At 71.7% G+C, this 26138-nt stretch carries 20 protein-coding genes and 1 pseudogene; 15 read left to right on the top strand and 6 right to left on the bottom strand.

Annotation, left to right across the window (positions count from 1 at the left end):
* The 4 genes and pseudogenes from ACFWJB_RS15170 to glgB all read left to right on the top strand — a co-directional run.
* Positions 1-729 (top strand): annotated as a pseudogene (locus ACFWJB_RS15170) (alpha-1,4-glucan--maltose-1-phosphate maltosyltransferase); the annotation flags it as partial.
* Entirely contained in the window at positions 726-2426 is a 1701-nt protein-coding gene (gene treS / locus ACFWJB_RS15175) for a maltose alpha-D-glucosyltransferase (RefSeq protein WP_386922635.1), read from the top strand. The pseudogene ACFWJB_RS15170 and the gene treS, both read left to right, overlap by 4 nt.
* Before the next feature lie 89 nt (positions 2427-2515).
* Positions 2516-3922, top strand: coding sequence for a phosphotransferase (locus ACFWJB_RS15180; protein ID WP_386922637.1), 1407 nt, complete (start codon positions 2516-2518; stop codon positions 3920-3922).
* A gap of 41 nt (positions 3923-3963) precedes the next feature.
* Positions 3964-6708 (top strand): 1,4-alpha-glucan branching enzyme, encoded by a 2745-nt coding sequence (gene glgB / locus ACFWJB_RS15185; protein WP_386922639.1) that lies wholly within the window; start codon positions 3964-3966, stop codon positions 6706-6708.
* 12 nt (positions 6709-6720) lie between these two features.
* On the opposite strand, the gene ACFWJB_RS15190 is transcribed toward glgB, so the two are convergent.
* The 4 genes from ACFWJB_RS15190 to ACFWJB_RS15205 all read right to left on the bottom strand — a co-directional run bounded on the left by ACFWJB_RS15190 (position 6721) and on the right by ACFWJB_RS15205 (position 11384).
* A complete protein-coding gene (locus ACFWJB_RS15190; protein ID WP_386922641.1) occupies positions 6721-8985 on the bottom strand; it encodes a HelD family protein in 2265 nt (754 codons plus the stop codon).
* Positions 8986-9117: 132 nt separating this feature from the next.
* The gene (locus ACFWJB_RS15195) at positions 9118-9450 is read right to left on the bottom strand and encodes a thioredoxin family protein (RefSeq protein WP_386922643.1); all 333 of its coding nucleotides are present in this window, start codon (positions 9448-9450) and stop codon (positions 9118-9120) included.
* Positions 9447-9875: a MerR family transcriptional regulator gene (locus ACFWJB_RS15200; protein WP_386922645.1), complete on the bottom strand. Its 429-nt coding sequence runs from the start codon at positions 9873-9875 to the stop codon at positions 9447-9449. The genes ACFWJB_RS15195 and ACFWJB_RS15200 overlap by 4 nt, the downstream gene beginning before the upstream one ends.
* Positions 9876-9995: 120 nt before the next feature.
* Entirely contained in the window at positions 9996-11384 is a 1389-nt protein-coding gene (locus tag ACFWJB_RS15205) for a cation:dicarboxylate symporter family transporter (protein ID WP_385458217.1), read from the bottom strand.
* Positions 11385-11537: 153 nt separating this feature from the next.
* Between ACFWJB_RS15205 and ACFWJB_RS15210 the strand changes: the two genes are divergently transcribed.
* The 7 genes from ACFWJB_RS15210 to ACFWJB_RS15240 all read left to right on the top strand — a co-directional run bounded on the left by ACFWJB_RS15210 (position 11538) and on the right by ACFWJB_RS15240 (position 18171).
* On the top strand, positions 11538-13205 hold the full coding sequence (locus ACFWJB_RS15210; RefSeq protein WP_386922647.1) for an ATP-binding protein: 1668 nt from the start codon (positions 11538-11540) through the stop codon (positions 13203-13205).
* Positions 13202-13384 carry a hypothetical protein gene (locus ACFWJB_RS15215; RefSeq protein WP_386922649.1) on the top strand — a complete coding sequence of 61 codons (183 nt, stop codon included), beginning with the start codon at positions 13202-13204 and terminating at the stop codon, positions 13382-13384. Before ACFWJB_RS15210 ends, ACFWJB_RS15215 begins: the two co-directional genes overlap by 4 nt.
* Positions 13381-14079 (top strand): response regulator, encoded by a 699-nt coding sequence (locus ACFWJB_RS15220; protein WP_385458220.1) that lies wholly within the window; start codon positions 13381-13383, stop codon positions 14077-14079. Before ACFWJB_RS15215 ends, ACFWJB_RS15220 begins: the two co-directional genes overlap by 4 nt.
* 109 nt (positions 14080-14188) lie before the next feature.
* Positions 14189-15559, top strand: a complete 1371-nt coding sequence (locus ACFWJB_RS15225; RefSeq protein WP_386922651.1) for an extracellular solute-binding protein — start codon at positions 14189-14191, stop codon at positions 15557-15559.
* A complete protein-coding gene (locus ACFWJB_RS15230) occupies positions 15556-16509 on the top strand; it encodes a carbohydrate ABC transporter permease (protein ID WP_385458222.1) in 954 nt (317 codons plus the stop codon). Before ACFWJB_RS15225 ends, ACFWJB_RS15230 begins: the two co-directional genes overlap by 4 nt.
* A gap of 6 nt (positions 16510-16515) precedes the next feature.
* Positions 16516-17364, top strand: coding sequence for a carbohydrate ABC transporter permease (locus tag ACFWJB_RS15235; RefSeq protein ID WP_385458223.1), 849 nt, complete (start codon positions 16516-16518; stop codon positions 17362-17364).
* Between the two features lie 90 nt (positions 17365-17454).
* The gene (locus ACFWJB_RS15240) at positions 17455-18171 is read left to right on the top strand and encodes a helix-turn-helix domain-containing protein (RefSeq protein ID WP_386922654.1); all 717 of its coding nucleotides are present in this window, start codon (positions 17455-17457) and stop codon (positions 18169-18171) included.
* Between the two features lie 11 nt (positions 18172-18182).
* Here the strand turns inward: ACFWJB_RS15240 and ACFWJB_RS15245 are convergent, their stop codons facing one another.
* Positions 18183-18869 (bottom strand): alpha/beta fold hydrolase, encoded by a 687-nt coding sequence (locus ACFWJB_RS15245; RefSeq protein ID WP_386922656.1) that lies wholly within the window; start codon positions 18867-18869, stop codon positions 18183-18185.
* Positions 18870-19023: 154 nt separating this feature from the next.
* Here ACFWJB_RS15245 and ACFWJB_RS15250 point away from each other — a divergent pair, with 154 nt between their 5' ends.
* Complete coding sequence (locus ACFWJB_RS15250; RefSeq protein ID WP_386922658.1) at positions 19024-20001, top strand: helix-turn-helix transcriptional regulator; 978 nt, start codon at positions 19024-19026, stop codon at positions 19999-20001.
* 34 nt (positions 20002-20035) lie between these two features.
* On the opposite strand, the gene ACFWJB_RS15255 is transcribed toward ACFWJB_RS15250, so the two are convergent.
* On the bottom strand, positions 20036-21061 hold the full coding sequence (locus ACFWJB_RS15255) for an ATP-dependent 6-phosphofructokinase (protein WP_385458225.1): 1026 nt from the start codon (positions 21059-21061) through the stop codon (positions 20036-20038).
* 241 nt (positions 21062-21302) lie between these two features.
* Between ACFWJB_RS15255 and pta the strand changes: the two genes are divergently transcribed.
* From pta to pyk, 3 genes are all read left to right on the top strand, one after another.
* Positions 21303-23396 carry a phosphate acetyltransferase gene (gene pta / locus ACFWJB_RS15260; protein WP_385458226.1) on the top strand — a complete coding sequence of 698 codons (2094 nt, stop codon included), beginning with the start codon at positions 21303-21305 and terminating at the stop codon, positions 23394-23396.
* Positions 23393-24607, top strand: a complete 1215-nt coding sequence (locus tag ACFWJB_RS15265; protein ID WP_386922661.1) for an acetate kinase — start codon at positions 23393-23395, stop codon at positions 24605-24607. Before pta ends, ACFWJB_RS15265 begins: the two co-directional genes overlap by 4 nt.
* A 73-nt stretch (positions 24608-24680) precedes the next feature.
* Positions 24681-26111 carry a pyruvate kinase gene (gene pyk, locus ACFWJB_RS15270; protein WP_385458228.1) on the top strand — a complete coding sequence of 477 codons (1431 nt, stop codon included), beginning with the start codon at positions 24681-24683 and terminating at the stop codon, positions 26109-26111.
* Positions 26112-26138 lie beyond the last annotated feature (27 nt).

Here is a 26138-nt window from a genome sequence, read left to right on the forward strand (position 1 = left end):
CTCGCCCAGATCGGCTTCCAGCAGTCCTACACGTACTTCACCTGGCGCAACACCAAACAGGAACTGACGGAGTACCTCACCGAACTCACGGGGGACGCCGCCTCCTACATGCGGCCCAACTTCTTCGCCAACACCCCTGACATCCTGCACGCCTACCTCCAGCACGGAGGCCGCCCCGCCTTCGAGACCCGCGCCGTCCTCGCCGCCACCCTCTCCCCCACCTGGGGCATCTACAGCGGCTACGAACTGTGCGAGAACACCCCCCTGCGCGAAGGCAGCGAGGAATACCTCGACAGCGAGAAGTACCAGCTCAAACCCCGCGACTGGGACACCGCCCAGCGCGAGGGCCGCACCATCGCCCCCCTCATCACCCGCCTCAACACCATCCGCCGCGAGAACCCGGCCCTGCGGCAACTGCGTGATCTGCACTTCCACCACTCGGACAAGGAGGAGGTGATCGTGTACTCGAAGCGGCAGGGTTCGAACACGGTTCTGGTGGTCGCCAACCTCGACCCCCACCACACCCAGGAGGCGACGGTCTCGTTGGACATGCCGCAACTCGGCCTGGACTGGCACGAGTCGGTGCCGGTGCGCGACGAGCTCACCGGTGAGACCTACCACTGGGGCAGGGCCAACTATGTGCGCCTCGAGCCGGGCCGGACGCCCGCGCATGTCTGCACGGTTCTGCGACCGTCCACCCCGCAGATCGGAGGGTCCCCCACAACATGATCGTCAACGAGCCCGTACCGGACACCTTCGAGGACACACCGGCCCAGGACCGGGACCCGGACTGGTTCAAACGAGCCGTCTTCTACGAGGTCCTCGTCCGCTCCTTCCAGGACAGCAACGGCGACGGCGTCGGTGACCTCAAGGGCCTCACCGCCAAACTGGACTACCTGCAGTGGCTCGGCGTCGACTGCCTCTGGCTGCCGCCGTTCTTCAAGTCACCGCTCAGGGACGGCGGTTACGACGTCTCCGACTACACCGCCGTGCTCCCCGAGTTCGGCGACCTGGCCGACTTCGTCGAGTTCGTCGACGCCGCCCACCAGCGCGGCATGCGCGTGATCATCGACTTCGTCATGAACCACACCAGCGACCAGCACCCGTGGTTCCAGGAGTCCCGGAAGAACCCCGATGGCCCCTACGGCGACTACTACGTCTGGGCCGACGACGACAAGCAGTTCCAGGACGCGCGGATCATCTTCGTGGACACGGAGGCGTCGAACTGGACCTACGACCCGGTCCGCAAGCAGTACTACTGGCACCGCTTCTTCTCCCACCAGCCGGACCTGAACTACGAGAACCCGGCCGTGCAGGAGGAGATGATCTCGGCCCTCAAGTTCTGGCTGGACCTGGGCATCGACGGGTTCCGGCTGGACGCCGTGCCGTACCTGTACCAGCAGGAGGGCACCAACTGCGAGAACCTCCCGGCCACGCACTCCTTCCTGAAGCGGGTGCGCAAGGAGATCGACGCCCAGTATCCGGACACGGTGCTGCTGGCGGAGGCCAACCAGTGGCCGGAGGACGTCGTCGACTACTTCGGCGACTATCCGAGCGGCGGCGACGAGTGCCACATGGCGTTCCACTTCCCGGTGATGCCGCGCATCTTCATGGCGGTCAGGCGGGAGTCGCGCTACCCGGTCTCGGAGATCCTGGCCAAGACCCCGGCGATCCCGTCGGGCTGCCAGTGGGGCATCTTCCTGCGCAACCACGACGAGCTGACCCTCGAGATGGTCACCGACGAGGAGCGCGACTACATGTGGGCCGAGTACGCCAAGGACCCGCGGATGCGCGCCAACATCGGCATCCGGCGGCGCCTGGCCCCGCTCCTCGACAACGACCGCAACCAGATCGAGCTGTTCACGGCACTGCTGCTGTCCCTGCCCGGCTCGCCGATCCTCTACTACGGCGACGAGATCGGCATGGGCGACAACATCTGGCTCGGCGACCGCGACGCGGTGCGCACGCCCATGCAGTGGACCCCGGACCGCAACGCCGGTTTCTCGTCCTCGGACCCGGGCCGGCTGTACCTGCCGACGATCATGGACCCGGTCTACGGCTACCAGGTGACCAACGTCGAGGCGTCGATGGCCTCGCCCTCGTCGCTGCTGCACTGGACCCGCCGCATGATCGAGATCCGCAAGCAGAACGTGGCGTTCGGCCTGGGCTCGTACACCGAACTGCCCTCGTCCAACCCAGCCGTGCTGGCCTTCCTCCGGGAGTACGAGGACGACCTGGTGCTGTGCGTCCACAACTTCTCCCGGTTCGCGCAGCCCACCGAACTCGATCTGAGCGCCTTCGAGGGCCGCCACCCCGTGGAGCTGTTCGGCGGGGTCCGCTTCCCGGCGGTCGGGGAGCTGCCGTACCTGCTGACGCTCGCGGGGCACGGCTTCTACTGGTTCCGGCTCCGCAAGGACGCCGCTTAGGCCCGGACCCCGGGCGGGGCGGTTTCCGTCGCCCCGCCCGGGGCACGCATCAGTAACACCCCGACGACCCGGGGAAAGGACGCGACGCCATGTCGGAAGCCGTCATACGCACCGTCCCGAGCCCGCCCGGACTCCTTGCGTCCCTGGAGCCGCTGCTGCGGGAGTGGCTGCCGCGGCAGCGCTGGTTCGCCGGCAAGGGGCGACCGGTCACCGGGTTCTCGCTGGTCGCGGCCACCGAGCTGCTGCCGGCGGACGCCCGTCTCGGCCTCTTCCACGTGCTGGTGCGCGCCCACCAGCCGCTCGTGCCGGCCCTCGGTTCCCCCGAGCAGCCGGGCGACTGCTACCAGCTCCTGATAGGGGTGCGCGAGGCGCTGCCGCCCCGGCTGGCACCCGCCCTGATCGGACACGTCACCGAGGGCCCGCTGGCCGGGCGCACCGTCTACGACGCCCTGTACGACACCCGCCCCGCCGAGGTGCTCCTCGAGGCGCTCCGCTCCCGGGCCCGCGTGGGCGGCCTCCGCTTCGACCGCGACCCGGACCAGGAGATCCGCACCGGACTGGTGCCGCGCCTGATGACCGCCGAGCAGTCGAACTCGTCGGTCGTGTATGGAGATACGTTCATTCTCAAGCTGCTGCGCCGGATCGTGCCCGGGGTCAACCCCGATCTGGAGCTGCCGCTGGCGCTGGCCCGCGAGGGCTGCCCCCGGGTGCCCGCGCCCACGGGCTGGATGGTGGCGGACCTGGCCGGGGAGACCTGGGTGCTGGGCGTGCTCCAGCCGTTCGTGCAGGGGGCGACCGACGGCTGGGAGCTCGCCCTGCGGGAACTGGCCAAGGGCGAGGACTTCGCGGCCGAGGCGCGGGCGCTCGGCCGGGCCACGGCCGAGGTCCACACCGCGCTGGCCCGCGCGCTGCCGACGGTCACGCTCGGCCACAGTCAGCTGCGGCCGCTGGTCGACGGCATGCTCGCGCGGCTGGAGGAGGCTGTCCACGCCGTGCCGGCCCTGCTGCCGTACGCGCCCGGGCTGCGCACGGCCTTCACGGCGCTGGCCGAACTGGCCGGCGAGGGCCGCACCTGGACCGGTCAGCGCGTCCACGGCGATCTGCACCTCGGGCAGTGCCTGCGGTCGGCCTCCGGGCAGTGGTCCCTGATCGACTTCGAGGGCGAGCCCGCGAAACCGCTGGCCGAGCGACGGATGCCGCAGCCGGCGGTGCGGGACGTCGCGGGGATGCTGCGGTCCTTCGACTACGCGGCGCACTCGGCAGAGACTCCGGTACCCGGCTGGGCCGAGACCTGCCGGGCCGCGTACTGCACCGGGTACGCGGAGGCCGCCGGCTTCGACCCGCGCACCGACCCGGTGCTGCTGCGCGCCTACGAGACCGACAAGGCCGTCTACGAGGTCGTGTACGAGGCCCGGCACCGCCCCGACTGGCTCCACGTGCCCCTCTCCGCGGTGCGCCGCCTGGCCGCGCCCGACCGGACCGGCGTCATCTCCTGACCCCCTTCTCCCGCTCGCTCGTCGCCTAGGAGGCTCCTCCCGTGACCCCCCGTCCCCCGTCCAGCGGTCCGGATCCGAAGAAGACGGCCGAGGAGAAGAGCGCGAAAAAGGCGCCCGCCGAGAAGACGGGCGCCAAGGCGACGACCGCGAAGAAGGCGCCGGCGAAGTCCGCGGTCGCGAAGAAGGCGCCGGCGAAGTCCGCGGTCGCGAAGAAGGCGCCGGCGAAGTCCGCGGTCGCGAAAAAGGCGCCGGCGAAGAAGACGCCCGCGAAGTCCGCGGTGGCGAAGAAGGCGGCCGCCCGGAAGACCCCGCCCGAGAAGGCCACCACCAAGAAGGCGGTCGCCAAGAAGGCCCCTACGGGGAAGATCCCGGCAGCGAAGCAGACCACCGCCGTCACCAAGAAGGCCGTCACGAAGAAGACGGTCGCCAACAAGGCCGTCGCCGAGAAGCCCGCTACGGGGAAGACCGCGGCGAAGCAGACCGCCGCCGTCACCAAGAGGGCCGTCGCGAAGAAGGCCGTCGTGGAGAAGGGCGCCGCGGGGAGGGCCCCGGCGTCGAAGCGGGTCGCCGCCGAGAAGGCCGTCGCCGGCAGGGCTCCCGCATCCCTCGCGGTCGACGCCAATGACCGAGAGCGGCTGCTGGTCGGCACGCACCACGACCCGCACTCCGTGCTCGGCGCCCACCCGGTGCCCGGCGGGGTCGCCGTCCGGGCGTTCCGGCCCTACGCCACGGCCGTGACCGTCCTGGCCGGGGAGCTGCGCGCCGAGCTGCGCCACGACGGGGACGGCTTCTTCTCCGGCCTGCTGCCGCTCGGCGAGGTCCCCGCCTACCGCCTCCTCGTCGCCTACGGGGAGACGGTCCAGGAGACCGAGGACCCGTACCGCTTCCTGCCCACGCTGGGCGACCTGGACCTGCACCTGATCGGCGAGGGCCGGCACGAGCAGCTCTGGCAGGCGCTCGGCGCGCACCCCACGGCCCACCAGGGGGTGACCGGCACCCGTTTCGCGGTGTGGGCACCGAACGCGCGCGGGGTGCGGGTCGCCGGCGGCTTCAACTTCTGGGACGGCACCGGCCACCCCATGCGGTCGCTCGGCGGGACCGGCGTGTGGGAGGTGTTCCTGCCCGGCGTCGGCGCGGGCGAGCCGTACAAGTTCGAGATCACCCGGCCCGACGGCTCCCGCACCTTCCGCGCCGACCCGCTGGCCCGCCGCACGGAGGTCCCGCCCGCCACGTCCTCCGTCGTGTACGCCTCGGCCTACACCTGGGGCGACGACGAGTGGCTGGCGCGCCGTACCGACGCACCCGCGCACGAGGCGCCCATGTCGGTGTACGAGGTGCACCTGCCGTCCTGGCGGCCGGGGCTGACCTACCGCGAACTCGCCGAGCAACTGCCCGCCTACGTCGGGGACCTGGGCTTCACGCACGTCGAGCTGATGCCGGTGGCCGAGCACCCCTTCGGCGGCTCGTGGGGCTACCAGGTCACCGGGTTCTACGCGCCCACGGCCCGGCTCGGCGAGCCCGACGACTTCAAGTACCTGGTCGACCGGCTGCACCAGGCCGGCATCGGCGTGCTGATGGACTGGGTCCCGGCGCACTTCCCGCGCGACGACTGGGCACTGGCCGAGTTCGACGGGCGTCCGCTGTACGAGCACTCCGACCCGCTCAGGGCCGCCCACCCGGACTGGGGCACGCTGGAGTTCGACTTCGGGCGCCGCGAGGTGCGCAACTTCCTGGTCGCCAACGCCGTGTACTGGTGCGAGGAGTTCCACATCGACGGGCTGCGCGTGGACGCGGTCGCCTCGATGCTGTACCTGGACTACTCGCGCGAGCCGGGGCAGTGGACGCCCAACGAGCACGGCGGCCGGGAGAACCTCGACGCGGTGGCGTTCCTCCAGGAGATGAACGCGACGGTGTACCGGCGGGTGCCGGGCGTCGTGACCGTCGCCGAGGAGTCCACGGCCTGGGACGGGGTCACGCGGGCCACGCACCACAAGGGACCGAGCGGCTTCGGCGGGCTCGGGTTCGGGCTGAAGTGGAACATGGGCTGGATGCACGACTCGCTGGAGTACATGAGCCACGAGCCGGTGCACCGCAAGTACCACCACGGCGAGATGACCTTCTCCATGGTGTACGCGTACAGCGAGAACTACGTGCTGCCGATATCGCACGACGAGGTGGTGCACGGCAAGAAGTCGCTGGTGTCGAAGATGCCGGGCGACTGGTGGCAGCAGCGTGCGAACGAACGGGCGTACCTGGGCTTCATGTGGGCCCACCCCGGCAAGCAACTGCTGTTCATGGGCCAGGAGTTCGCGCAGGGCGCCGAGTGGTCCGAGGAGCGCGGCCCCGACTGGTGGCTGCTCGACCCGCAGTACGGGGCGGCCCCCGACCACCGGGGCGTGCTGGACCTGGTCCGCGATCTGAACACCGTGTACCGGGACACGCCCGCGCTGTGGCAGCGGGACACCCACCCGGCCGGTTTCTCGTGGGTGGTCGGGGACGCCTCCGAGGACAACGTCCTCGCGTTCCTGCGGTGCGACGCGGACGGCGTCCCGCTGCTGGCGGTGTCGAACTTCGCGCCGGTCGTCCGCCCCGACTACCGGCTCGGCGTCCCCGACGAGGTCCCCGCCTGGCACGAGGTGCTCAACACCGACGCCGGCCGGTACGGCGGCGGCGACGTGGGCAACCCCGGGCCGGTGAAGCCGGAGCCGCAGGGGTGGCACGGCCGTCCGGCGAGCATCCGGCTGACCCTGCCGCCCCTGGCGACGGTATGGCTGCGCCCGGCGTAGGCGCCTTACGGGTTACGCGTCCACCAGTCCCTTCGGCAGCGGCTCGGTGTGCAGGACGCCGAGCCGCTGGGTGGCCCGGGTGAGGGCGACGTACAGGTCGCTCGTGCCGTAGCGGCCGGGCTCGACGACCAGGACGGAGTCGAACTCCAGGCCCTTGGACTGGCGCGGGTCGAGCAGGACGACGGACCGCGTCAGGTCCGGCTCGGCGCCCTCCGTGACGCCGTCCAGCCGGGCCGCGAGGGCCCGGTGCAGCTCGCGCGGGGCGATGACGGCGAGGCGGCCCTCGTCCGGGGTCAGTTCCCGGGCGGCCTCGGCGACGGCGGCCGGGAGGTCGCCGGTGGCGCGGATCCAGGGCCGCACGCCCGTGGAGCGCACCGAGCTCGGCGGGGCGAACTCCGGGTCCTCGGCGCGGACGACCGCCGCCGCCAGGTCCATGATCTCGGCCGGGGTGCGGTAGTTGACGCCGAGGCGCGTGTGCTCCCAGCGGTCCTCGACATAGGGGGCGAGGATCTTCGACCAGGAGCCGACGCCGGCCGCCTCCGCGGTCTGCGCCGGGTCGCCGACCAGGGTCATGGACCGGGTCGGGCAGCGGCGCATCAGCAGCCGCCACGCCATCGGGGACAGCTCCTGCGCCTCGTCGACGATGATGTGCCCGAACGCCCAGGTGCGGTCGGCCGCCGCGCGCTCGGCGGCGCTGCGGTGGTCCTCCTCCTCCTGGCGTTCGGCGAACCGCTCGGCGTCGATGATGTCGTGCGCGAGCAGGACCTCGGCGTCGTCCTCGTCCTTGTCCTCGAACTCGTACGTCCGGGACGCGTACGACACGTCGAGCACGCCCTGCGCGTAGGCGATCTGCTCCTCCCGCTCGCGCTCGGCGCGGGAGCGGGCGATCCGGTCGTCCACGCCCAGCAGCTCGGCCGCCTCGTCCAGCAGGGGCACGTCCGCCACGGTCCAGCGCCGGGTCACCGGGCGGCGGACGGCGGCGGCGTCCTCGGCGGACAGGAATGCCTCGGGCTCGGCGAGGAGGCCGGCGACGAGGCGCTGCGGGGTCAGCCGGGGCCACAACCGGTCGACGGCCGCCCAGACCTCGGGGTTCTCGGCGAGCTCGTCGCGGATCTGGGTGATGTCGCTGGGGTCGAGCAGGTTGGAGCCGTCGTAGGGGTCGGTGCCGATGCGTTCGGCGACCATGTCGGTGAGGGTGTTGAGGATGTGCCCCTCGAAGTGCTCGCGGGCCGCGTTGTGGGGCAGCCCCGTGGCACGGGTGCGCTCGCGGGCGACGTTGACCAGGTCGTCGTCGAGCATGAGGACGTCGCGGTCGTGCTCGATGGCGATGACCGGGTCGGGCAGCGCCTGCCGGTCGCGGACCGCCTCGGCGAGGACGTCGGCCATGCCGGCCCGGCCCTTCACGGCCGCCGCCTCGGGGGTGTCCGTGGCGGTGGCCCGCACGCCGGGGAACAGCTCGCCGACGGTCGCCAGGAGCACCCCGGTCTCGCCCAGGGAGGGCAGCACCTCGCCGATGTAGCCGAGGAAGGCCGGGTTGGGGCCGACGATGAGGACGGCGCGCTTGGCGAGCAGCTCGCGGTGCTCGTAGAGCAGGTAGGCGGCGCGGTGCAGGGCGACGGCGGTCTTGCCGGTGCCGGGGCCGCCCTCGACGACCAGCACACCGCGGTGCGGGGCGCGGATGATGCGGTCCTGGTCGGCCTGGATGGTCTGCACGATGTCGCCCATGCGGCCGGTGCGCGCGGAGTTCAGCGCGGCGAGCAGCACGGCGTCGCCCGACGGGTCCTCGTGGCCGGTGCGGGTGTCGTCGCCGAGGTCGAGGATCTCGTCGTGCAGGGCGGTGACCCGGCGCCCCTCGCTCGCGATGTGCCGGCGGCGGCGCAGCCCCATCGGGGTGTGGCCGGTCGCCAGGTAGAAGGGACGGGCGACGTCGGCCCGCCAGTCGATCAGGACCGGGGTGCGTTCGGCGTCGTCGGCCCGCAGGCCGATGCGGCCGATGTGGTGGCCCGCGCCGGAGGCCAGGTCGATCCGGCCGAAGCACAGGGAGCCGTCCACCGCGTTGAGCGCGGCGAGCAGCCCGGAGCGCTCGGCGACCAGGATGTCCCGCTCCAGCCTGGCCTGCATGGGGGTGTTGCCCTGCGCGAGGGCGTCCGTGACCGAGACCTCGGTGTCGCCGCGCAGCGCGTCCACGCGCGCGTACAGTCCGTCGATGAATTCCTGTTCCTGCCGCAATTCATCGTCCGGAAATTCGGTGTTTGACAATGCCACTCCCGCCCGCATATACTGTGCTCAGTGAACTTCTTCGTGATTCCCTTTTCGTGAAGTCACGAATCAACAAATATACGCAAAGAAATCCCCCGAGCGCAATTGCGCTCGGGGGATTTCTTTTGCCGAGGTGTCACGGCCGCGAGGTCACAGCACGTCGGACAGCTCCTCCAGCAGCCGCCGCTTGGGCCGGGCACCCACCATCGCCTTCACCGGCTCGCCGTCCCGGAACACCATGAAGGTCGGCATCGACAGCACCTTGTAGGCGTTGGTCGTCTCCGGGTTCGCGTCGACGTTCAGCTGGACCACCCGGAGCCGGTCCGCCTCCTCCGCGGCCAGGGCGCCGAGCACCGGGGCCATCTGCCGGCACGGCGGGCACCAGTCCGCGGTGAACTCCACCAGCACCGGCAGCCCCGCCCCGATGACCTCCTCCGCGAAGGTCACGTCGGTCACCTCGGCCACACCACTCGCTACGCTCACAGTCCTCGCCCTCCCAGTTCGCACTCGGGCTCCGGGCCCCCCGGAACCAGCGCCTCGGTGGCCAGCCCGTCCCGCGCCGTCTCCGCGCGCGCCAGCTGGTCCGCGACCGTCGCGCGCACGCCCCGCAGCTCGCCGATCAGCGCGTCCAGTTCCGCCAGCTTGCGGCGGTAGACGGCGAGCGACGCCGGGCACGAGTCGCCCTCCGGGTGACCGGCCCGCAGACACTCCACGAAGGGCCGGGTCTCCTCCAGGTCGAACCCGAAGTCGCGCAGCGTCCTGATCTGCTCCAGCAGCTTCACGTCGCGCTCGTCGTAGGTCCGGTACCCCTGATCGTCCCGGCGCGCGGGCAGCAGCCCGCGCGACTCGTAGTACCGCAGCGTCCGCGTCGTGGTCCCGGCGCGTGCGGCCAGCTCACCGATTCGCATGCGGACGAACGTAAGCCTTGACGCGGACGTCAAGGCAAGGAGGAGGGGGGAGGGGAAAAGGGCCGGGCGGCTGAGCAACAGGGGAGCCCTCAGCCGCCCGGGGTCTTCACGGGGCGGGCGTCAGGCCTTCGCCAGCTCCTTCTCGCCGCCCTGCTCGGGCATCCCGTCAAGGGTGCCGCGGTCGTCGTGGCCGTCGTCGAGGAGCGTCCGCTCGTCGAACGGGACCCGCCCGGCCAGCACCTCGGCGACCCGGTCCTTGTCGATCTCCTTGGTCCAGGTGCCGATCAGGACGGTGGCCACCGCGTTGCCCGCGAAGTTGGTCAGGGCGCGGGCCTCGCTCATGAAGCGGTCGATGCCGACGATCAGGCCGATGCCGTCGACCAGGGCGGGCTTGTGCGACTGGAGACCTCCGGCCAGCGTCGCGAGGCCCGCGCCGGTGACACCGGCGGCGCCCTTGGAGGCGACGAACAGGAACAGCAGCAGCGGGATCTGCTCACCGATCGACATCGGCGTGCCCATGGCGTCGGCGATGAACAGCGAGGCCATGGTCATGTAGATCATGGTGCCGTCGAGGTTGAAGGAGTAGCCGGTCGGGACGGTGATGCCGACCACCGGCTTGCTGACGCCCAGGTGCTCCATCTTGGCGATGAGACGGGGCAGCGCCGACTCGGAGGAGGACGTGGACAGGATCAGCAGGAACTCGCGGCCCAGGTACTTGAAGAGCGAGAGCGCGTTGACGCCGGTGCAGATCTTCAGCAGGGCGCCCAGCACCACGATGACGAACAGGATGCAGGTGACGTAGAACCCGAGCATCAGCACGGCCAGGCTCTTCAGGGCGTCCACACCGGCCGAACCGGTCACCGCCGCCATCGCGCCGAACGCGCCGACCGGCGCCGCCCACATGATCATGGCGAGGACGCGGAAGACCAGGCGCTGGATGTGCTCGACGCCGCGCAGCACGGGCTGGCCGGCCTTGCCCATCGCCTGGAGCGCGAAGCCGCAGAGCAGCGCGATCAGCAGGGTCTGCAGGACCTCGCCCTCGGTGAACGCCGAGACGATCGTGGTCGGGATGATGCCGAGCAGGAACTCGGTGGTGTCCTTGGCCTCGGCGTCGACCTGCGCGTGACCGGTCTCCTTGACGGCGTCGGTGACCGCGAGGCCGGTGCCCGGGTCCAGGATGTTGCCGACGATCAGGCCGATCGCCAGGGCGACCATCGACATCACCATGAAGTAGGCGAGGGCGATGCCGCCCACCGCGCCGACCTTCGCGGCCTTGCGGACCGAGCCGATGCCCAACACGATCGTGCAGAAGATGATCGGCGAGATCATCATCTTGATCAGGTTCACGAAGCCGGTGCCGATCGGCTTCAGCTCGACCGCGAAGTCGGGCGCGATCAGGCCGACGGCGATGCCGAGGGCGACCGCGACGATCACCGCGATGTAGAGATAGTGCGTGCGGTCCCGCTTGGCTTTGGGTGCGGCAGGTGCCGTATCGGCAGCGCTGGTCACGGCGGCCCTCCTTGACGACGTCGTCGGCATCACCGGCGTGCGGCTCACGTCCGGGCGGTTGGGTTGGGGATGCGGTGACTATCTCGCGCCCTGTGAGCGCGGTCACCCTTGCGTTCATTTAGTTCGCAATCAGCCAGGAGAGACACTTGCGGCATGCGCCTCAGCGTCCCCCGTCCCCGCAGCCTGGCCGGCCAGCTCTTCGCGATGCAGGCCGTGCTGATAGCGGTCGTCGTCGCCGGCTACGCGCTGTTCAGCTACCTCAGCGACCGGGAGGAGGCCGAGCACTCGGCGCGACGTCAGGCCAGGTCGGTGGCGCTGTCGATCGCCGACTCGCCGTCCGTGCTGGAGGCCGTCGGCACCGCCGACCCGACGGCGCGGCTCCAGCCGTACGCGGTGCGCGTCATGCGGGACACCGACGTCGACTTCGTCACGATCATGACCCCCGAGGGGATCCGCTGGACCCACCCCGACCCGCTGCAGATCGGCCATCCGTTCCAGGGCCACATCGGGCGTGCGCAGCGCGGCGAGACCTTCACCGAGACCTACACCGGGACGCTGGGCCCGTCGGTCCGGGCGGTCACGCCCGTGCGGGACGACGGACGGATCGTCGGCCTGGTCAGCGCGGGGATCAAGGTCGAGGAGATCAGCAGGCGGGTGCAGGACCAGCTGACGGCCCTGCTCGGTGTCGCGGCCGGGGCCCTCGTGCTCGGCGCGGTCGGCACGTACGTGATCAACGCGCGGCTGCGCCGGCACACCCACGGCATGAACGCGGACGAGCTCAGCCGCATGCACGACTACCATCAGGCGGCGCTGCATGCGGTACGGGAGGGGCTGCTGATGCTGGACGGGCAGTACCGTGTCGCTCTGATCAACGACGGCGGACGGGAGCTGCTCGGCGTGGGCGGCGACGTGGTCGGCCGCCCGGTCGCCGGACTGGGGCTGCCGGCGCCGCTGACGGGGGCGCTGCTGTCGTCGGAGCCGCGGGTGGACGAGGTGCACCTGACGGCCGAGCGGGTGCTGGTGGTGAACACCTCGCCGGTCTCGGGCGGTGAGCGCCGGGGCACGGTGGTGACCCTGCGGGACGTCACCGAGCTCCAGTCGCTGATGGGCGAACTGGACTCGGAGCGCGGCTTCACGCAGGCGCTGCGCTCGCAGGCGCACGAGGCCGCCAACCGGCTGCACACGGTCGTCTCGCTGATCGAGCTGGGGCGCGCCGAGGAGGCGGTGGACTTCGCGACGGCCGAGCTGGAGCTGGCGCAGGCGCTCACCGACCAGGTGGTGGCGGCGGTGGGCGAGCCGGTGCTGGCCGCGCTGCTGCTGGGCAAGACGGCGCAGGCGAACGAGCGGGGGGTGGAACTGGTGGTGTCGCAGGACAGCCGGCTGGACGACGGGCTGCTGCCGCCGTCCCTGCCCTCCCGGGACCTGGTGACCATCCTGGGCAACCTGATCGACAACGCGGTGGACGCGGCCCAGGGACGGGTGCCCTCGCGGGTGACGGTGGCGGCGTACACGGGCACGGGTGCGGACGGGGGCGGCCCGGAGCTGGTGCTGCGGGTGTCGGACACCGGCGCGGGCGTCGACCCCGCCCACGCGGGTCTGCTCTTCCAGCGGGGCTTCTCGACCAAGCCGGCCGGGCCCGGCGGGCGGGGCCTGGGGCTCGCGCTGGTCCGTCAGGCGGTGCACCGGCACGGGGGCACGCTGACGGTGGCGGAGGCCGAGGGGGGCGGCGCCCGCTTCGAGGCCCGGCTGCCACTGGCCGGCACCGGCACGACCGCACCGGCCCCCCGGACGGCCGCCCCGACCCCGGGAGCCACCGCATGACCACCCCCCACGTCCCGACCACCGACCGCCGCACCCGGTCACTCCGCCCCGCCCCTGCCGCCGACCGGCCCCGGCGGGTCCCGATCACCGACGGCGCCCGGATCCCGGCCGTCTGGCGGACGTCCGGTGCCGTGGCCGTCGCCGGGGCGCGCGGACAGGGGTGCGGAGGCCTGGCATGAGCGAGCAGCAGCCCATCCGGGTGCTCGTCGTCGAGGACGACCCCGTCGCCGCCGACGCGCACGTGATGTACGTCGGGCGGGTGCCGGGGTTCACGGCCGTCGGCACCGCGCACACCGGTGCGGAGGCGCGGCGGGTGCTGGACCGCACGCCGGTCGACCTGCTGCTGCTCGACCTGCATCTGCCGGACGTGCACGGGCTCCAGCTCGCCCGTTCCCTGCGGGCGGCCGGGCACCACACCGACGTGATAGCGGTGACGTCGGCCCGGGACCTGACGGTCGTGCGGGAGGGCGTGTCGCTGGGCGTCGTCCAGTACGTGCTGAAGCCCTTCACCTTCGCCACGCTCCGGGACCGGCTGGTGCGGTACGCCGAGTTCCGGGGCACCGCCGGGGAGGCGAGCGGCCAGGAGGAGGTGGACCGGGCGCTGGCCACGCTGCGGGCCCCCGGCCCGGCGGCGCTGCCCAAGGGGCTCAGCGCGCCCACGCTGGAACGGGTGACGGTCGCCGTGCGGGACACGGAGGAGGGCCTCACGGCGGCCGGGGCGGCCGAGGCCGTGGGCATCTCGCGGATCACCGCCCGCCGCTACCTGGAACACCTGGTGGACACCGGCCGGGCGCGGCGGCGTCCGCTCTACGGACAGGTGGGGCGCCCGGAGCTGGTGTACCGGTGGGTCCGGGGGACGGAGCGGGGCAGATGAACACAGGTAATCCACGGCACACGCATTGACCCGGCCGGAGCGCCCCTCTTACGTTCGCCGGGCAGCCGTCCCGGCCACAACGTAGTGCGCCCGCAGGAGGTCGTTGCCCGTGCGTTCCATCGTCCGGTTCACCTCTCTCGTCACCCTGACCGCGCTCGCCTCCGCCGCACTCGCCGCCTGTTCGGGCGGTTCCGGCAGCGATCCGGACACGGTGAAGGTCTCCTACAAGCAGTCGACGGACAACTCCGTCAAGGTGATGGACACCTACCTCGCCGACGTCAAGAAGCAGTTCGAGAAGGCCCATCCGGGCAAGAAGGTCGAGCTCGTCCCGATCAAGGCCCCGGACTCCGAGTACTACACCAAGGTGCAGCAGATGCTGCGCTCCCCCAAGACCGCGCCGGACCTGGTCTACGAGGACACCTTCCTCATCAACTCCGACATCACCAGCGGATACCTGAAGCCGCTCGACGCCTACCTCGCCCGGTGGCGGGACTGGGACCGGTTCGTCGACACCGCGAAGGCGGCGGCCAGGGGCGAGGACGGGAAGACGTACGGCGTCCCGGACGGCACGGACACCCGCGGGCTGTGGTTCAGCAGGGACGTCTTCGCCAAGGCCGGTCTGCCCGCCGACTGGCAGCCGCGGACCTGGGACGACGTGCTCTCGGCGGCCCGCACCATCAAGGAGAGGGTCCCCGGCGTCACGCCCCTCAACGTGTACACGGGCAAGCCCGCCGGCGAGGCCGCCACCATGCAGGGCTTCGAGATGCTGCTGTACGGCACGAACGACGGGACCACCGACCCGCTGTACGACAAGGACAGCAGGAAGTGGATCACGGCGGGGCAGGGTTTCAGGGACTCCCTCGCCTTCGTCGAGACGGTCTACAAGGAGAAGCTCGGCCCGGAGGTGTCCGACGCGCTCGACCCCAACTTCTCCACCACGGTCCGCGGCGAACTCCTCCCGCAGGGCCGGCTCGGCATCGCCCTGGACGGTTCCTGGCTGCCCCAGGACTGGCTGGAGGGCAGCGGCCACGAGTGGCCCGAGTGGTCGAAGGAGCTGGGCCTGGCCGCCATGCCGACCCAGAAGGGCCAGGCGCCCGGCAAGGTGAGCATGTCCGGCGGCTGGACCTGGGCGATCCCCGCCAAGGCGGCCAACCCGGACCTGGCCTTCGAGTTCGTCAAGACCATGCAGACCAAGGCGAACGCGCAGAAGTGGTACATCGCCAACTCCGGCATCGCGGTCCGCGAGGACGTCGCGAGCGACCCCGCGTACATCCGCGCCCAGCCCGGCATCGAGTTCTTCACCGACCTGGTCGCCAGCACCCACTACCGGCCCGCCTACCCGGCCTACCCGAAGGTCTCCGTCGCCGTCCAGGAGGCCATGGAGGGCGTGACGACCGGTGACCTGTCGGTCGAGGAGGCGGCGCGCGGCTACGACGAGGCGCTCAGGGAGGCCACGGACGACCAGGTGGTCGGCGGGTGACCGCGGCCGCGCCGCGGCACACGGGTCCGGAGGTCCGCGAGGTCCCGCCGGGCCCGCCCGCCGCCGCCCCGGCCCGCCCGGGGCCCGGCTCCGTGCGCCGCTCCCTGCTCCGCGCCCTGCCCGTCTCCCCCGCCGTCGTCCTGCTGCTGCTCTTCCTCGCCGGCCCCATCGTCTACTGCGTCGTCATCGCCTTCACCGACCTTCAGCTGACCGGACAGGCCGAGGAGTCCTTCGTCGGGTTCGACAACTTCCGGCGGGCCTTCCGGGACGAGGCGTTCCTCAACGCCGTGTGGCTCACGCTGGTCTTCACGGTGCTGTCGTCGCTGATCGGGCAGAACACCCTGGGGCTCGCGCTGGCCTCGCTGATGCGGCGGGCCTCGAAGCCGGTCCGTACGCTCACCGGCGGCGTCGTCGTCACGGCGTGGGTGCTGCCGGAGGTGGTGGCGGGCTTCCTGCTCTACGCCTTCTTCCGCCGCGAGGGCACCCTCAACGCCATCCTCGACCAGCTCCATCTGCCCACCCAGAACTGGCTGTTCACGCTGCCGATCCTGGCGGTGTCCTTCGCCAACGTCTGGCGGGGCACGGCGTTCTCGATGCTGGTGTACTCGGCCGCCCTGAACGACATCCCGAAGGAGATCACCGAGGCCGCCGAGGTGGACGGGGCGAGCGGCTGGCGCCGCATGTGGCACATCACGCTGCCGATGATCCGCCGTTCCATCGGCACCAACCTCATGCTCAACACTCTCCAGACGCTCTCGGTGTTCGGCCTGATCTGGGTGATGACGCGCGGCGGCCCCAGCGGCAGGAGCCAGACGCTGCCGCTCTTCATGTACGAACAGGCCTTCCAGAACAGCCTGATCGGCTACGGCACGGCGGTGGCGCTGCTGCTGTTGCTGATCGGTTCGCTGTTCTCGGTCGTGTACCTGCGCCTGCTGCGGACGGAGGTCTGACCGCCCATGGCCCGCACGACGCGCACACCCGCCTCCCGTCGCACGAGACGGCGGCTGGCCGCCGACGCCGGACTGCTGGTGGCCGCCGCCGCCTTCGTGCTGCCGCTGGCGTGGGTGGTGCTGTCCGCCCTCGACCCGCACGCGAACCTGCGGGTGAAGGCTCCCGACGGCCTGACCCTGGACAACTTCGACGCGATCCTCACCGACGACATCACCTTCACCCCGCTGCTCAACAGCCTGGTGCTGTGCGGCGGCGCGACCCTGCTGACGGTGGTGTGCGCGGCGCTCGCGGCGTACCCGCTGTCCCGCTTCCGGTCCCGGCTGAACCGGCCGTTCCTGCTGACCGTCCTGTTCGCGACCAGCCTGCCGATCACCGCGATCATGGTGCCGGTCTACGCGCTGTTCGTGCGGGTCAACCTGATCGACACCCTCCAGGGCACGGTCTTCTTCTTCGCCGCGTCCCAACTGCCGTTCGCCATCTGGCTGATGAAGAACTTCATGGACGGCGTGCCCAAGGAGCTGGAGGAGGCGGCGTGGACGGACGGCGCCTCCTCGTTCCAGTCGCTGCTGCGGATCGTGCTGCCTCTGATGGGGCCGGGCGTGGCGGTGGTGACGGTCTTCTCGTTCGTGATGATGTGGGGCAACTTCTTCGTCCCCTTCATGCTGCTGCTCTCTCCGGACCGAATGCCGGCGTCGGTGAGCGTCAACGACTTCTTCGGCAACCGGGGCATGGTGGCGTACGGGCAGCTGGCGGCGTTCTCGATCGTCTACTCGACGCCGGTGATCCTGCTGTACGTGCTGATCTCCCGGCGGCTCGGCGGCGGCTTCGCGCTGGGCGGGGCGGTGAAGGGGTGAGCGGGGTGGCGGCCGCGCCCGCCCGTAGGTTCGCACCATCCGTATCGCTGGGTGAACAGACCGTAGTCAAGCCGCGCACGGGCCCCTACGGTGTGGCCCGTGCGCCGACCCTCACCCCGCCCGAACCAGTCGGGTCCCCCGTTCAACGCCCTCACCGCCCGCCGCCTGCGGGCCGCCCTCGGCATGGCCCCCGAGCACGTCGCCCACGGCATGCGGGTGTCGTACGGGCTGCCGTACGTGACCCCGGATCTCGTCGTCGCCTGGGAACGGGGGCTCGTCTCCCCCGGCAGCCCCGAGCTCACGGCCCTCGCGGGCGTGCTGTGGTGCTCGCCCGGTGAACTCATCGGCCGCCCGCAGACCCTGCGCGAGCACCGCCTGGCCCGCGGGCTCGCACCCGAGGACGTGGCGCGTGCCGTCGGGCTCGGCCCGGACGCCTACCTGCGGATGGAGGAGAAGGACGACTGGCGCGGCACCGACCGCCAGTCGTCCGCGCTCGCCGACGTGCTCGGCCTCGGGCTGCCCGACTTCGTCAGCGTCACGGGGCGCGACGGGAAACTCGCCGACCTGCTGCGCAGCGCGGTGAACACCCGCTGGCAGGGGTACGTGCGGCCGGTCTCGAAGATCGCCCCGCTGGACCGGCGGCTCCTGGAGGACGTGCTGCAGGAGCTGCACCAGGACTACCAGGGGCACATGGTCGCCACCCTCCGCTGGGGCGGCGGGAGCGGCGACTCCAGCGCGGCCGGCCGCGACTACCTCGACCGGATCGTGGAGCACTTCTGGGCGGTGGTGCGCACGCACACCGAGTGAGGCGCGGCCGGTCAGGCCGCGTCGGCGGCGGCGGCCAGGATCCGGGCGAGCTCGGCGGGCCTGGTGATCATGGGCCAGTGGCCCGAGTCGATGTCGGCGAAGTCGACGTGTCCGGCCCGGGCGAGTTCCGGGGCGTCGCCGGCGTCGATCCACTTCCGCGCCTGCGCGGCGGTGAACTCCGGGCACACGACCACGACCGGGACCTCGAACCGCCGCTCGTCCGCGAGCCGCACCACGCCCCGGGCCACGCCCTCGGGCACGGGAACCGCCGCGTCCGCCAGTTTCCGTCTGGCGTCCGCGTCGAGGTCGGCGGCGTCCGGCCCCTCGAACGGCTCCCAGCCCGGGAAGGGCATCACACCGTCGCGGACCTCGAAGAAGTCGGCGTAGGGCTGCCCGTCGCCGGCCGGGAAGCCGCCGACGAGGGCGACCTTGGCCAGCCGCTCCGGGCGCCGGTCGGCGGCGAGCCAGGCCAGGGTGGAGGCGGCGGAGTGCCCCACCACCATGGGCCTGCCGGGCGCCGCGTCCACCGCGGCGAGCACCGCGGCCACCTGGTCGTCGAGCGTGGCGGACCGGGCGCCGTCGCCCTGGCCGGGCAGGGTGACCGGCACGGGGCGGTGGCCGAGGGGCTCCAGCGCGGACGCGACGCGGTCCCACACGGACCCGTCCAGCCACAGGCCGCCGACGAGCAGGATGTCCATGGTCGGTTCTCCTTCTTGGGTACGGCGGTCCCCTGCCGCGGAGACCGCGCGAACACGGGGTGTCCCCCGCGAGGGCTTCACCGTAGGAGGAGTTCCGGACGATCCGCTGCCGCTTCCCCCGGCGACCGTCACCGGCAGGCCCTAGCCTGCTGCCGTGCCGAACGATCTCAGCCCCACCGCGCGAGCGCTGCGCACCCTGGAGATACTCCGGGCCCGTCCCGGAACGACGGCCGGTGACCTCGCCGAGCGGCTGGGGGTCACGGAGCGGGCCGCGCGCCGGTACGTCGGGATCCTCAGGGAGGCCGGCATCCCCGTGCAGTCGGTGCGGGGGCCGCACGGCGGGTACCGGCTGGGGCGCGGGACGCGGCTGCCGCCCGTGCACTTCACGCAGGCCGAGGCGCTGGGCCTGGTGATGGCGGTGCTCGGCGACCAGCCGGCCGCGGCCGACGCCGACGCCGACGCCGACGACCTGGTCGGCAGCGCCCTGGGCAAGGTCGTCAAGGCGCTGCCGGAGAGCGTCGGCCGGCAGGCGGCACTGCTGCGGGAGTACGCGTCGGCCGCGCCCGACCCGTACGCGGTCCGTCCGGATCCGGCCGTCACCAGCGACCTCGTCGACGCCGTCGCCGCCCGGCACCGCGTGCTGGTCGGGTACCGCCCCGAGACCGGCGACGCGTGGGAGACCGAGGTGGAACCGTGGTCCCTCGTCGTCCGCCACGGCCGCTGGTACCTGCTGTGCCACTCCCTGCGCGCCGACGCGATCCGCACCTACCGGGTCGACCGGATCCGCACGGTCCGGCCCACCGGGCACGCCTTCGCACCGCCCGCGGACCTGGACCCGGTGGCGGTGCTGGAGGAGCACCTGGGACTCGGCTGGGAGTTCGCCACCCGCGTGGTGTTCGACGCCCCGCCGGCCGAGGTGGCGCCCTGGATCCGGCCGCCCATGGGACGGCTCGAACCCTCGGGGGACGGGTGCGTGCTGGTCGGCAGCACCCGCAACCCGGACATGTACGCGCAGGAGTGGCTGGCGCGGCTGCCGTTCGCCTTCCGCGTCGAGGGCGGGGAGGAACTGCGCGGCGCGGTCGCGGCGCTGGCGGCGCGCCTCACCGCCGCGGTGGTGCGGGACCCGGCCTGACGGGACGCGGGGCCCGGGCGGGCCCCTCCACGGCTCAGAAGACCGACTCGGCCTCGTCCATGCGGTCCTTCGGCACCGTCTTCAGCTCGGTCACGGCCTCGGCCAGCGGCACCATGACGACGTCCGTGCCGCGCAGCGCGGTCATCCGGCCGAACTCGCCCCGGTGCGCGGCCTCCACCGCGTGCCAGCCGAAGCGGGTGGCGAGCACCCGGTCGTACGCGGTCGGGGTGCCGCCGCGCTGCACGTGGCCGAGGATGACCGGCTTGGCCTCCTTGCCGAGCCTGCGCTCCAGCTCGTACGCCAGTGCCGTGCCGATGCCCTGGAAGCGCTCGTGGCCGAACTTGTCGATCGCGCCCTTGCCGTAGTCCATGGAGCCCTCGACGGGGTGGGCGCCCTCGGCGACGCAGACGACGGCGAACTTCTTGCCGCGGGCGAACCGCTCCTCGACCATCTTGACCAGGTCCGCGGGGTCGAAGGGCCGCTCGGGCAGGCAGATGCCGTGGGCGCCGGCGGCCATGCCGGACTCGAGGGCGATCCAGCCGGCGTGCCGGCCCATGACCTCGACGACCATGACGCGCTGGTGGGACTCGGCGGTGGTCTTGAGGCGGTCCATCGCCTCCGTCGCCACGCCGACGGCCGTGTCGAAGCCGAAGGTGCGGTCGGTGGAGGAGATGTCGTTGTCGATCGTCTTGGGCACGCCAACCACCGGCAGCCCCGCGTCGGACAGCATCCGGGCCGCCGTCAGCGTGCCCTCGCCGCCGATGGGGATCAGCGCGTCGATGCCGAAGTTCTGGATCATGTCGCCGGCGTTCTCGCAGGCCTCGCGGAGCCGGTCGCGCTCCAGCCGGGAGGAGCCGAGGATGGTGCCGCCGCGCGCCAGGATGCCGCTGACCGCGTTCAGGTCGAGGGCGCGGTAACGGCCGTCCAGGAGGCCCGCGTAGCCGTCCTCGAAGCCGATGACCTCGTCGCCGTAGTTGTCGACCGCTCGGTGCACGACCGACCGGATCACTGCGTTCAGGCCGGGGCAGTCGCCGCCTGCGGTGAGAACTCCGATACGCATCGTGCTGTGTCTCCTGCTCGCTGTGGACACCGGTGAGCCACGTCCGATTCTTTCACGTCGCCCAAGGGGATGCCGCTTCCGTACGGTCGGCACCATAGCCGCCCTCGAGCACGGCTCACTGACGGGCGCCTTATCTATTGGGAGGGGTATTGTCAAGATGGTTCCGCTCACCCCGGTGGGCGATTTTTGTGTACGGAGCCGGCCGCCGGACGATCGCCCTCAGACGAAACGGAGAGCACGCGTGACGCGCAGCGTGTACCTGACCGGTATCGACCGCGGCGACGGCCGCCAGGTCGTCGAGCTGGGGGTCATGGAGCTCCTGACCCGGCAGGTCGACCGGGTCGGCGTCTTCCGGCCCCTGGTCCACGACGGCCCGGACCGCCTCTTCGAGCTGCTGCGCGCCCGCTACCGGCTCTCGCAGGACCCGGCGACCGTCTACGGCCTCGACTACCAGGAGGCGTCCGCGCTCCAGGCCGAACAGGGCACGGACGAGCTGGTGTCCGCGCTGGTCGACCGGTTCCACCTGGTCGCCCGCGACTACGACGTCGTCCTGGTCCTCGGCACCGACTTCGCCGACACCCAGCTCCCGGACGAGCTGTCGCTGAACGCCCGGCTCGCCAACGAGTTCGGCGCCTCGGTGCTCCCGGTCGTCGGCGGCCGCAAGCAGACCGCGGAGTCCGTGCTCGCCGAGACCGTCAACGCCTTCCGCGCCTACGACGGGCTGGGCTGCGACGTCCTGGCCATGGTGACCAACCGGGTCGCCCGCGAGGACCGGGACGAGATCGCCGAGCGGGTCGCGAACCGGCTTCCGGTGCCCTGCTGGGTGGTGCCCGACGAGCCCGCGCTGTCGGCGCCGACCGTCTCCCAGATCGCGCACACCCTCGGCGCCGAGGTGGTCCTCGGGGACGACTCGGGGCTCGCCCGCGACGCGCTGGACTTCGTCTTCGGCGGGGCCATGCTGCCCAACCTGCTGGCCGCGCTGACCCCCGGCTGCCTGGTGATCACCCCCGGCGACCGTGCCGACCTGGTGATCGGCACGCTGGCCGCGCACAGCGCCGGCACCCCGCCGATCGCCGGGCTGCTGCTGACTTTGGACGAGGTGCCGGGCGAGGGCATCCTCACCCTCGCCGCCCGGCTCGCCCCCGGCACGCCGGTGCTGTCGGTGACCGGCAACAGCTTCCCCACGGCCGAGCAGCTGTTCTCCCTGGAGGGCAAGCTCAACGCGGCCACCCCGCGCAAGGCGGAGACCGCCCTCGGCCTCTTCGAGCGGTACGTCGACACCGCCGACCTCAGCAAGCGGGTCTCGGCGCCGAGCAGCGACCGCGTCACCCCGATGATGTTCGAGCACCAGCTGCTGGAGCAGGCCCGCTCCGATCTGCGCAGGGTCGTCCTGCCCGAGGGCACCGAGGAGCGGGTGCTGCACGCGGCGGAGGTACTGCTGCGCCGGGGCGTGTGCGAGCTGACGCTGCTCGGTCCGGCCGAGCAGATCCGCAAGAAGGCCGCCGACCTGGGCATCGACCTGGGCGCCGCCGAGCTGATCGACCCGGCGGTGTCCGAGCTGCGCGACTCCTTCGCCGAGAAGTACGCGGCCCTGCGCGCCCACAAGGGCGTCACCGTGGAGCTGGCCTACGACGTGGTCTCCGACGTCAACTACTTCGGCACGCTCATGGTGCAGGAGGGGCTGGCCGACGGCATGGTGTCGGGGTCCGTGCACTCGACGGCGGCGACCATCCGCCCGGCCTTCGAGATCATCAAGACCAAGCCGGAGGCGTCGATCGTCTCCTCCGTCTTCTTCATGTGCCTGGCCGACAAGGTCCTCGTCTACGGCGACTGCGCGGTGAACCCGGACCCGGACGCCGAGCAGCTCGCCGACATCGCGACGCAGTCGGCGGCCACGGCGGCGCAGTTCGGCGTGGATCCGCGGATCGCGATGCTGTCGTACTCGACCGGCACGTCCGGCTCCGGCGCGGACGTCGACAAGGTGCGCGAGGCGACCGGGCTGGTCCGCTCGCGCCGCCCCGACCTGCGGGTGGAGGGACCGATCCAGTACGACGCCGCCGTCGAGCCGTCGGTCGCCGCGACCAAGCTGCCCGGCTCCGAGGTCGCCGGGCAGGCCAGCGTGCTGATCTTTCCCGACCTGAACACCGGCAACAACACCTACAAGGCCGTGCAGCGCTCGGCCGGCGCCGTCGCCGTCGGCCCGGTCCTCCAGGGCCTGCGCAAGCCCGTCAACGACCTGTCCCGGGGCGCGCTCGTCCAGGACATCGTCAACACCGTCGCCATCACGGCGATCCAGGCCCAGCAGTCCCCGAGCGAGAAGGCGTCCGACCTGTGAGCTCCACCCGTGTCCTCGTCCTCAACTCCGGCTCCTCGTCGGTGAAGTACCAGCTGCTCGACATGCGCGACCACAGCCGGCTGGCGGTGGGCCTCGTCGAGCGGATCGGCGAGGAGACCTCGCGGCTCAGGCACACCCAGGCGGACGGCGCGGCCCGCGAGTGGGACGGGCCCGTCGCCGACCACGAGGCCGCGCTGAAGTGCATGGCGGCGGAGCTGGCCAAGGACGGGCTCGGCCTCGACTCGCCGGAGCTGGCCGCGATCGGGCACCGGGTGGTGCACGGCGGGAAGCGGTTCACCGAGCCGACCGTGGTCGACGACGCCGTGCTGGCCGAGATCGAGCGCCTGATCCCGGTCGCCCCGCTGCACAACCCGGCGAACCTCACCGGGATCCGCACCGCGCGGGCACTGCGCCCGGACCTGCCGCAGGTCGCCGTCTTCGACACCGCCTTCCACACGACGATGCCGGAGTCCGCCGCCCGGTACGCCATCGACGTGGAGACCGCCGACGCCCACCGCGTCCGGCGCTACGGCTTCCACGGCACCTCGCACGCGTACGTCTCGCGGGAGACGGCGAAGCTGCTGGGCCGGACGCCGGAGGAGGTGAACGTCATCGTGCTGCACCTGGGCAACGGGGCGTCCGCCTCGGCCGTGCGCGGCGGTCGCTGCGTGGACACCTCCATGGGGCTGACGCCTTTGGAGGGGCTCGTGATGGGTACGCGCTCGGGAGACATGGACCCGGCCGTCATCTTCCATTTGATGCGGGTCGGCGGAATGTCCGCCGACGAGATCGACGATCTCCTCAACAAGAGGAGCGGTCTGATCGGTCTGTGCGGTGACAACGACATGCGGGAGATCCGCCGCCGGATGGACGACGGTGACGAACGGGCGCGACTGGCCTTCGACATCTACATTCACCGGCTGAAGAAGTACATCGGCGCCTATTACGCCGTTCTCGGACGGGTGGACGCGGTCGTCTTCACGGCCGGGGTCGGCGAGAACGCGGCCCCGGTGCGGGAGGCCGCCGTGGCGGGCCTGGAGGGAATGGGCCTGGCGGTCGACGCGGACCTGAACGCCGTGCGCGGCGACGGGGCGCGGCTGATCTCTCCGCCGTCCGCACGGGTGGCGGTGGCCGTGGTGCCGACCGACGAGGAAATGGAGATCGCGACACAAACCTACGCGCTGGTAATTGGTTCGGGGAATCTCACCTGAGCGGCATCCCGCCCTTTTGTATTTTCCGCCAGACGGAATATTCCGCAGCGAAACAAACCGATAGGATCGCCCCATGCGCCGTTCGAAAATCGTCTGTACTCTCGGCCCCGCGGTCGACTCCCACGAGCAGCTCGTCGCCCTGATCGAAGCCGGCATGAACGTGGCCCGCTTCAACTTCAGCCACGGCACCCACGCCGAGCACCAGGGGCGTTACGACCGTGTCCGGGCCGCCGCCAAGGAGACCGGCAGGGCCATCGGCGTCCTCGCCGACCTGCAGGGCCCCAAGATCCGCCTGGAGACCTTCGCCGAGGGCCCCGTCGAGCTGGTGCGCGGTGACGAGTTCACCATCACCACCGAGGACGTGCCGGGCGACCGGACGATCTGCGGCACGACGTACAAGGGCCTGCCCGGCGACGTGACCAAGGGCGACCAGGTGCTCATCAACGACGGCAACGTCGAGCTGAAGGTCACCGGGGTCGAGGGCCACCGGGTGCGGACGATCGTCATCGAGGGCGGCGTCATCTCCGACCACAAGGGCATCAACCTGCCCGGTGCCGCGGTGAACGTGCCCGCGCTGTCCGAGAAGGACGTCGAGGACCTCCGCTTCGCGCTGCGCATGGGCTGCGACCTGGTCGCCCTCTCCTTCGTCCGGGACGCCAAGGACGTCGCCGACGTGCACCGCGTCATGGACGAGGAGGGCCGCCGCGTCCCGGTGATCGCCAAGGTGGAGAAGCCCCAGGCGGTCGACAACATGGAGGACGTCGTGATGGCGTTCGACGGCGTGATGGTCGCCCGTGGCGACCTGGCCGTCGAGTACCCGCTCGAGAAGGTCCCCATGGTGCAGAAGCGCCTGATCGAGCTGTGCCGGCGCAACGCCAAGCCGGTGATCGTGGCGACCCAGATGATGGAGTCGATGATCACCAACTCCCGGCCGACCCGCGCCGAGGCCTCCGACGTGGCCAACGCGATCCTGGACGGCGCGGACGCGGTCATGCTGTCGGCGGAGTCGTCCGTGGGCGCGTACCCGATCGAGACCGTGAAGACGATGTCGAAGATCGTCACCGCGGCCGAGCAGGAGCTGCTCTCCAAGGGCCTCCAGCCGCTTGTCCCGGGCAAGAAGCCGCGCACGCAGGGCGGTTCGGTGGCCCGGGCCGCCGCCGAGATCGCCGACTTCCTCGGCGGCAAGGGCCTGGTGGCGTTCACCCAGTCCGGCGACACCGCCCGCCGGCTGTCCCGCTACCGCGCCGCCCAGCCGATCCTCGCCTTCACGACCGACGAGTCCACCCGCAACCAGCTGGCGCTGAGCTGGGGCGTGGAGCCGCACGTGGTGCCGTTCGTCGCCAGCACGGACGAGATGGTCGAGCTGGTGGACCAGGAGATGGTGAAGCTGAGCCGCTTCAACGACGGCGACGTCGTCGTGATCACCGCCGGCTCGCCCCCCGGCGTGCCCGGCACCACCAACATGGTCCGCGTGCACCACCTCGGCGAGACGCGCCGCGCCTGACGCCGCCCGCGACGCACGACGAGGGCG

The organism is Streptomyces sp. NPDC127100 (genome assembly GCF_042724095.1).
Taxonomy (GTDB): domain Bacteria; phylum Actinomycetota; class Actinomycetes; order Streptomycetales; family Streptomycetaceae; genus Streptomyces.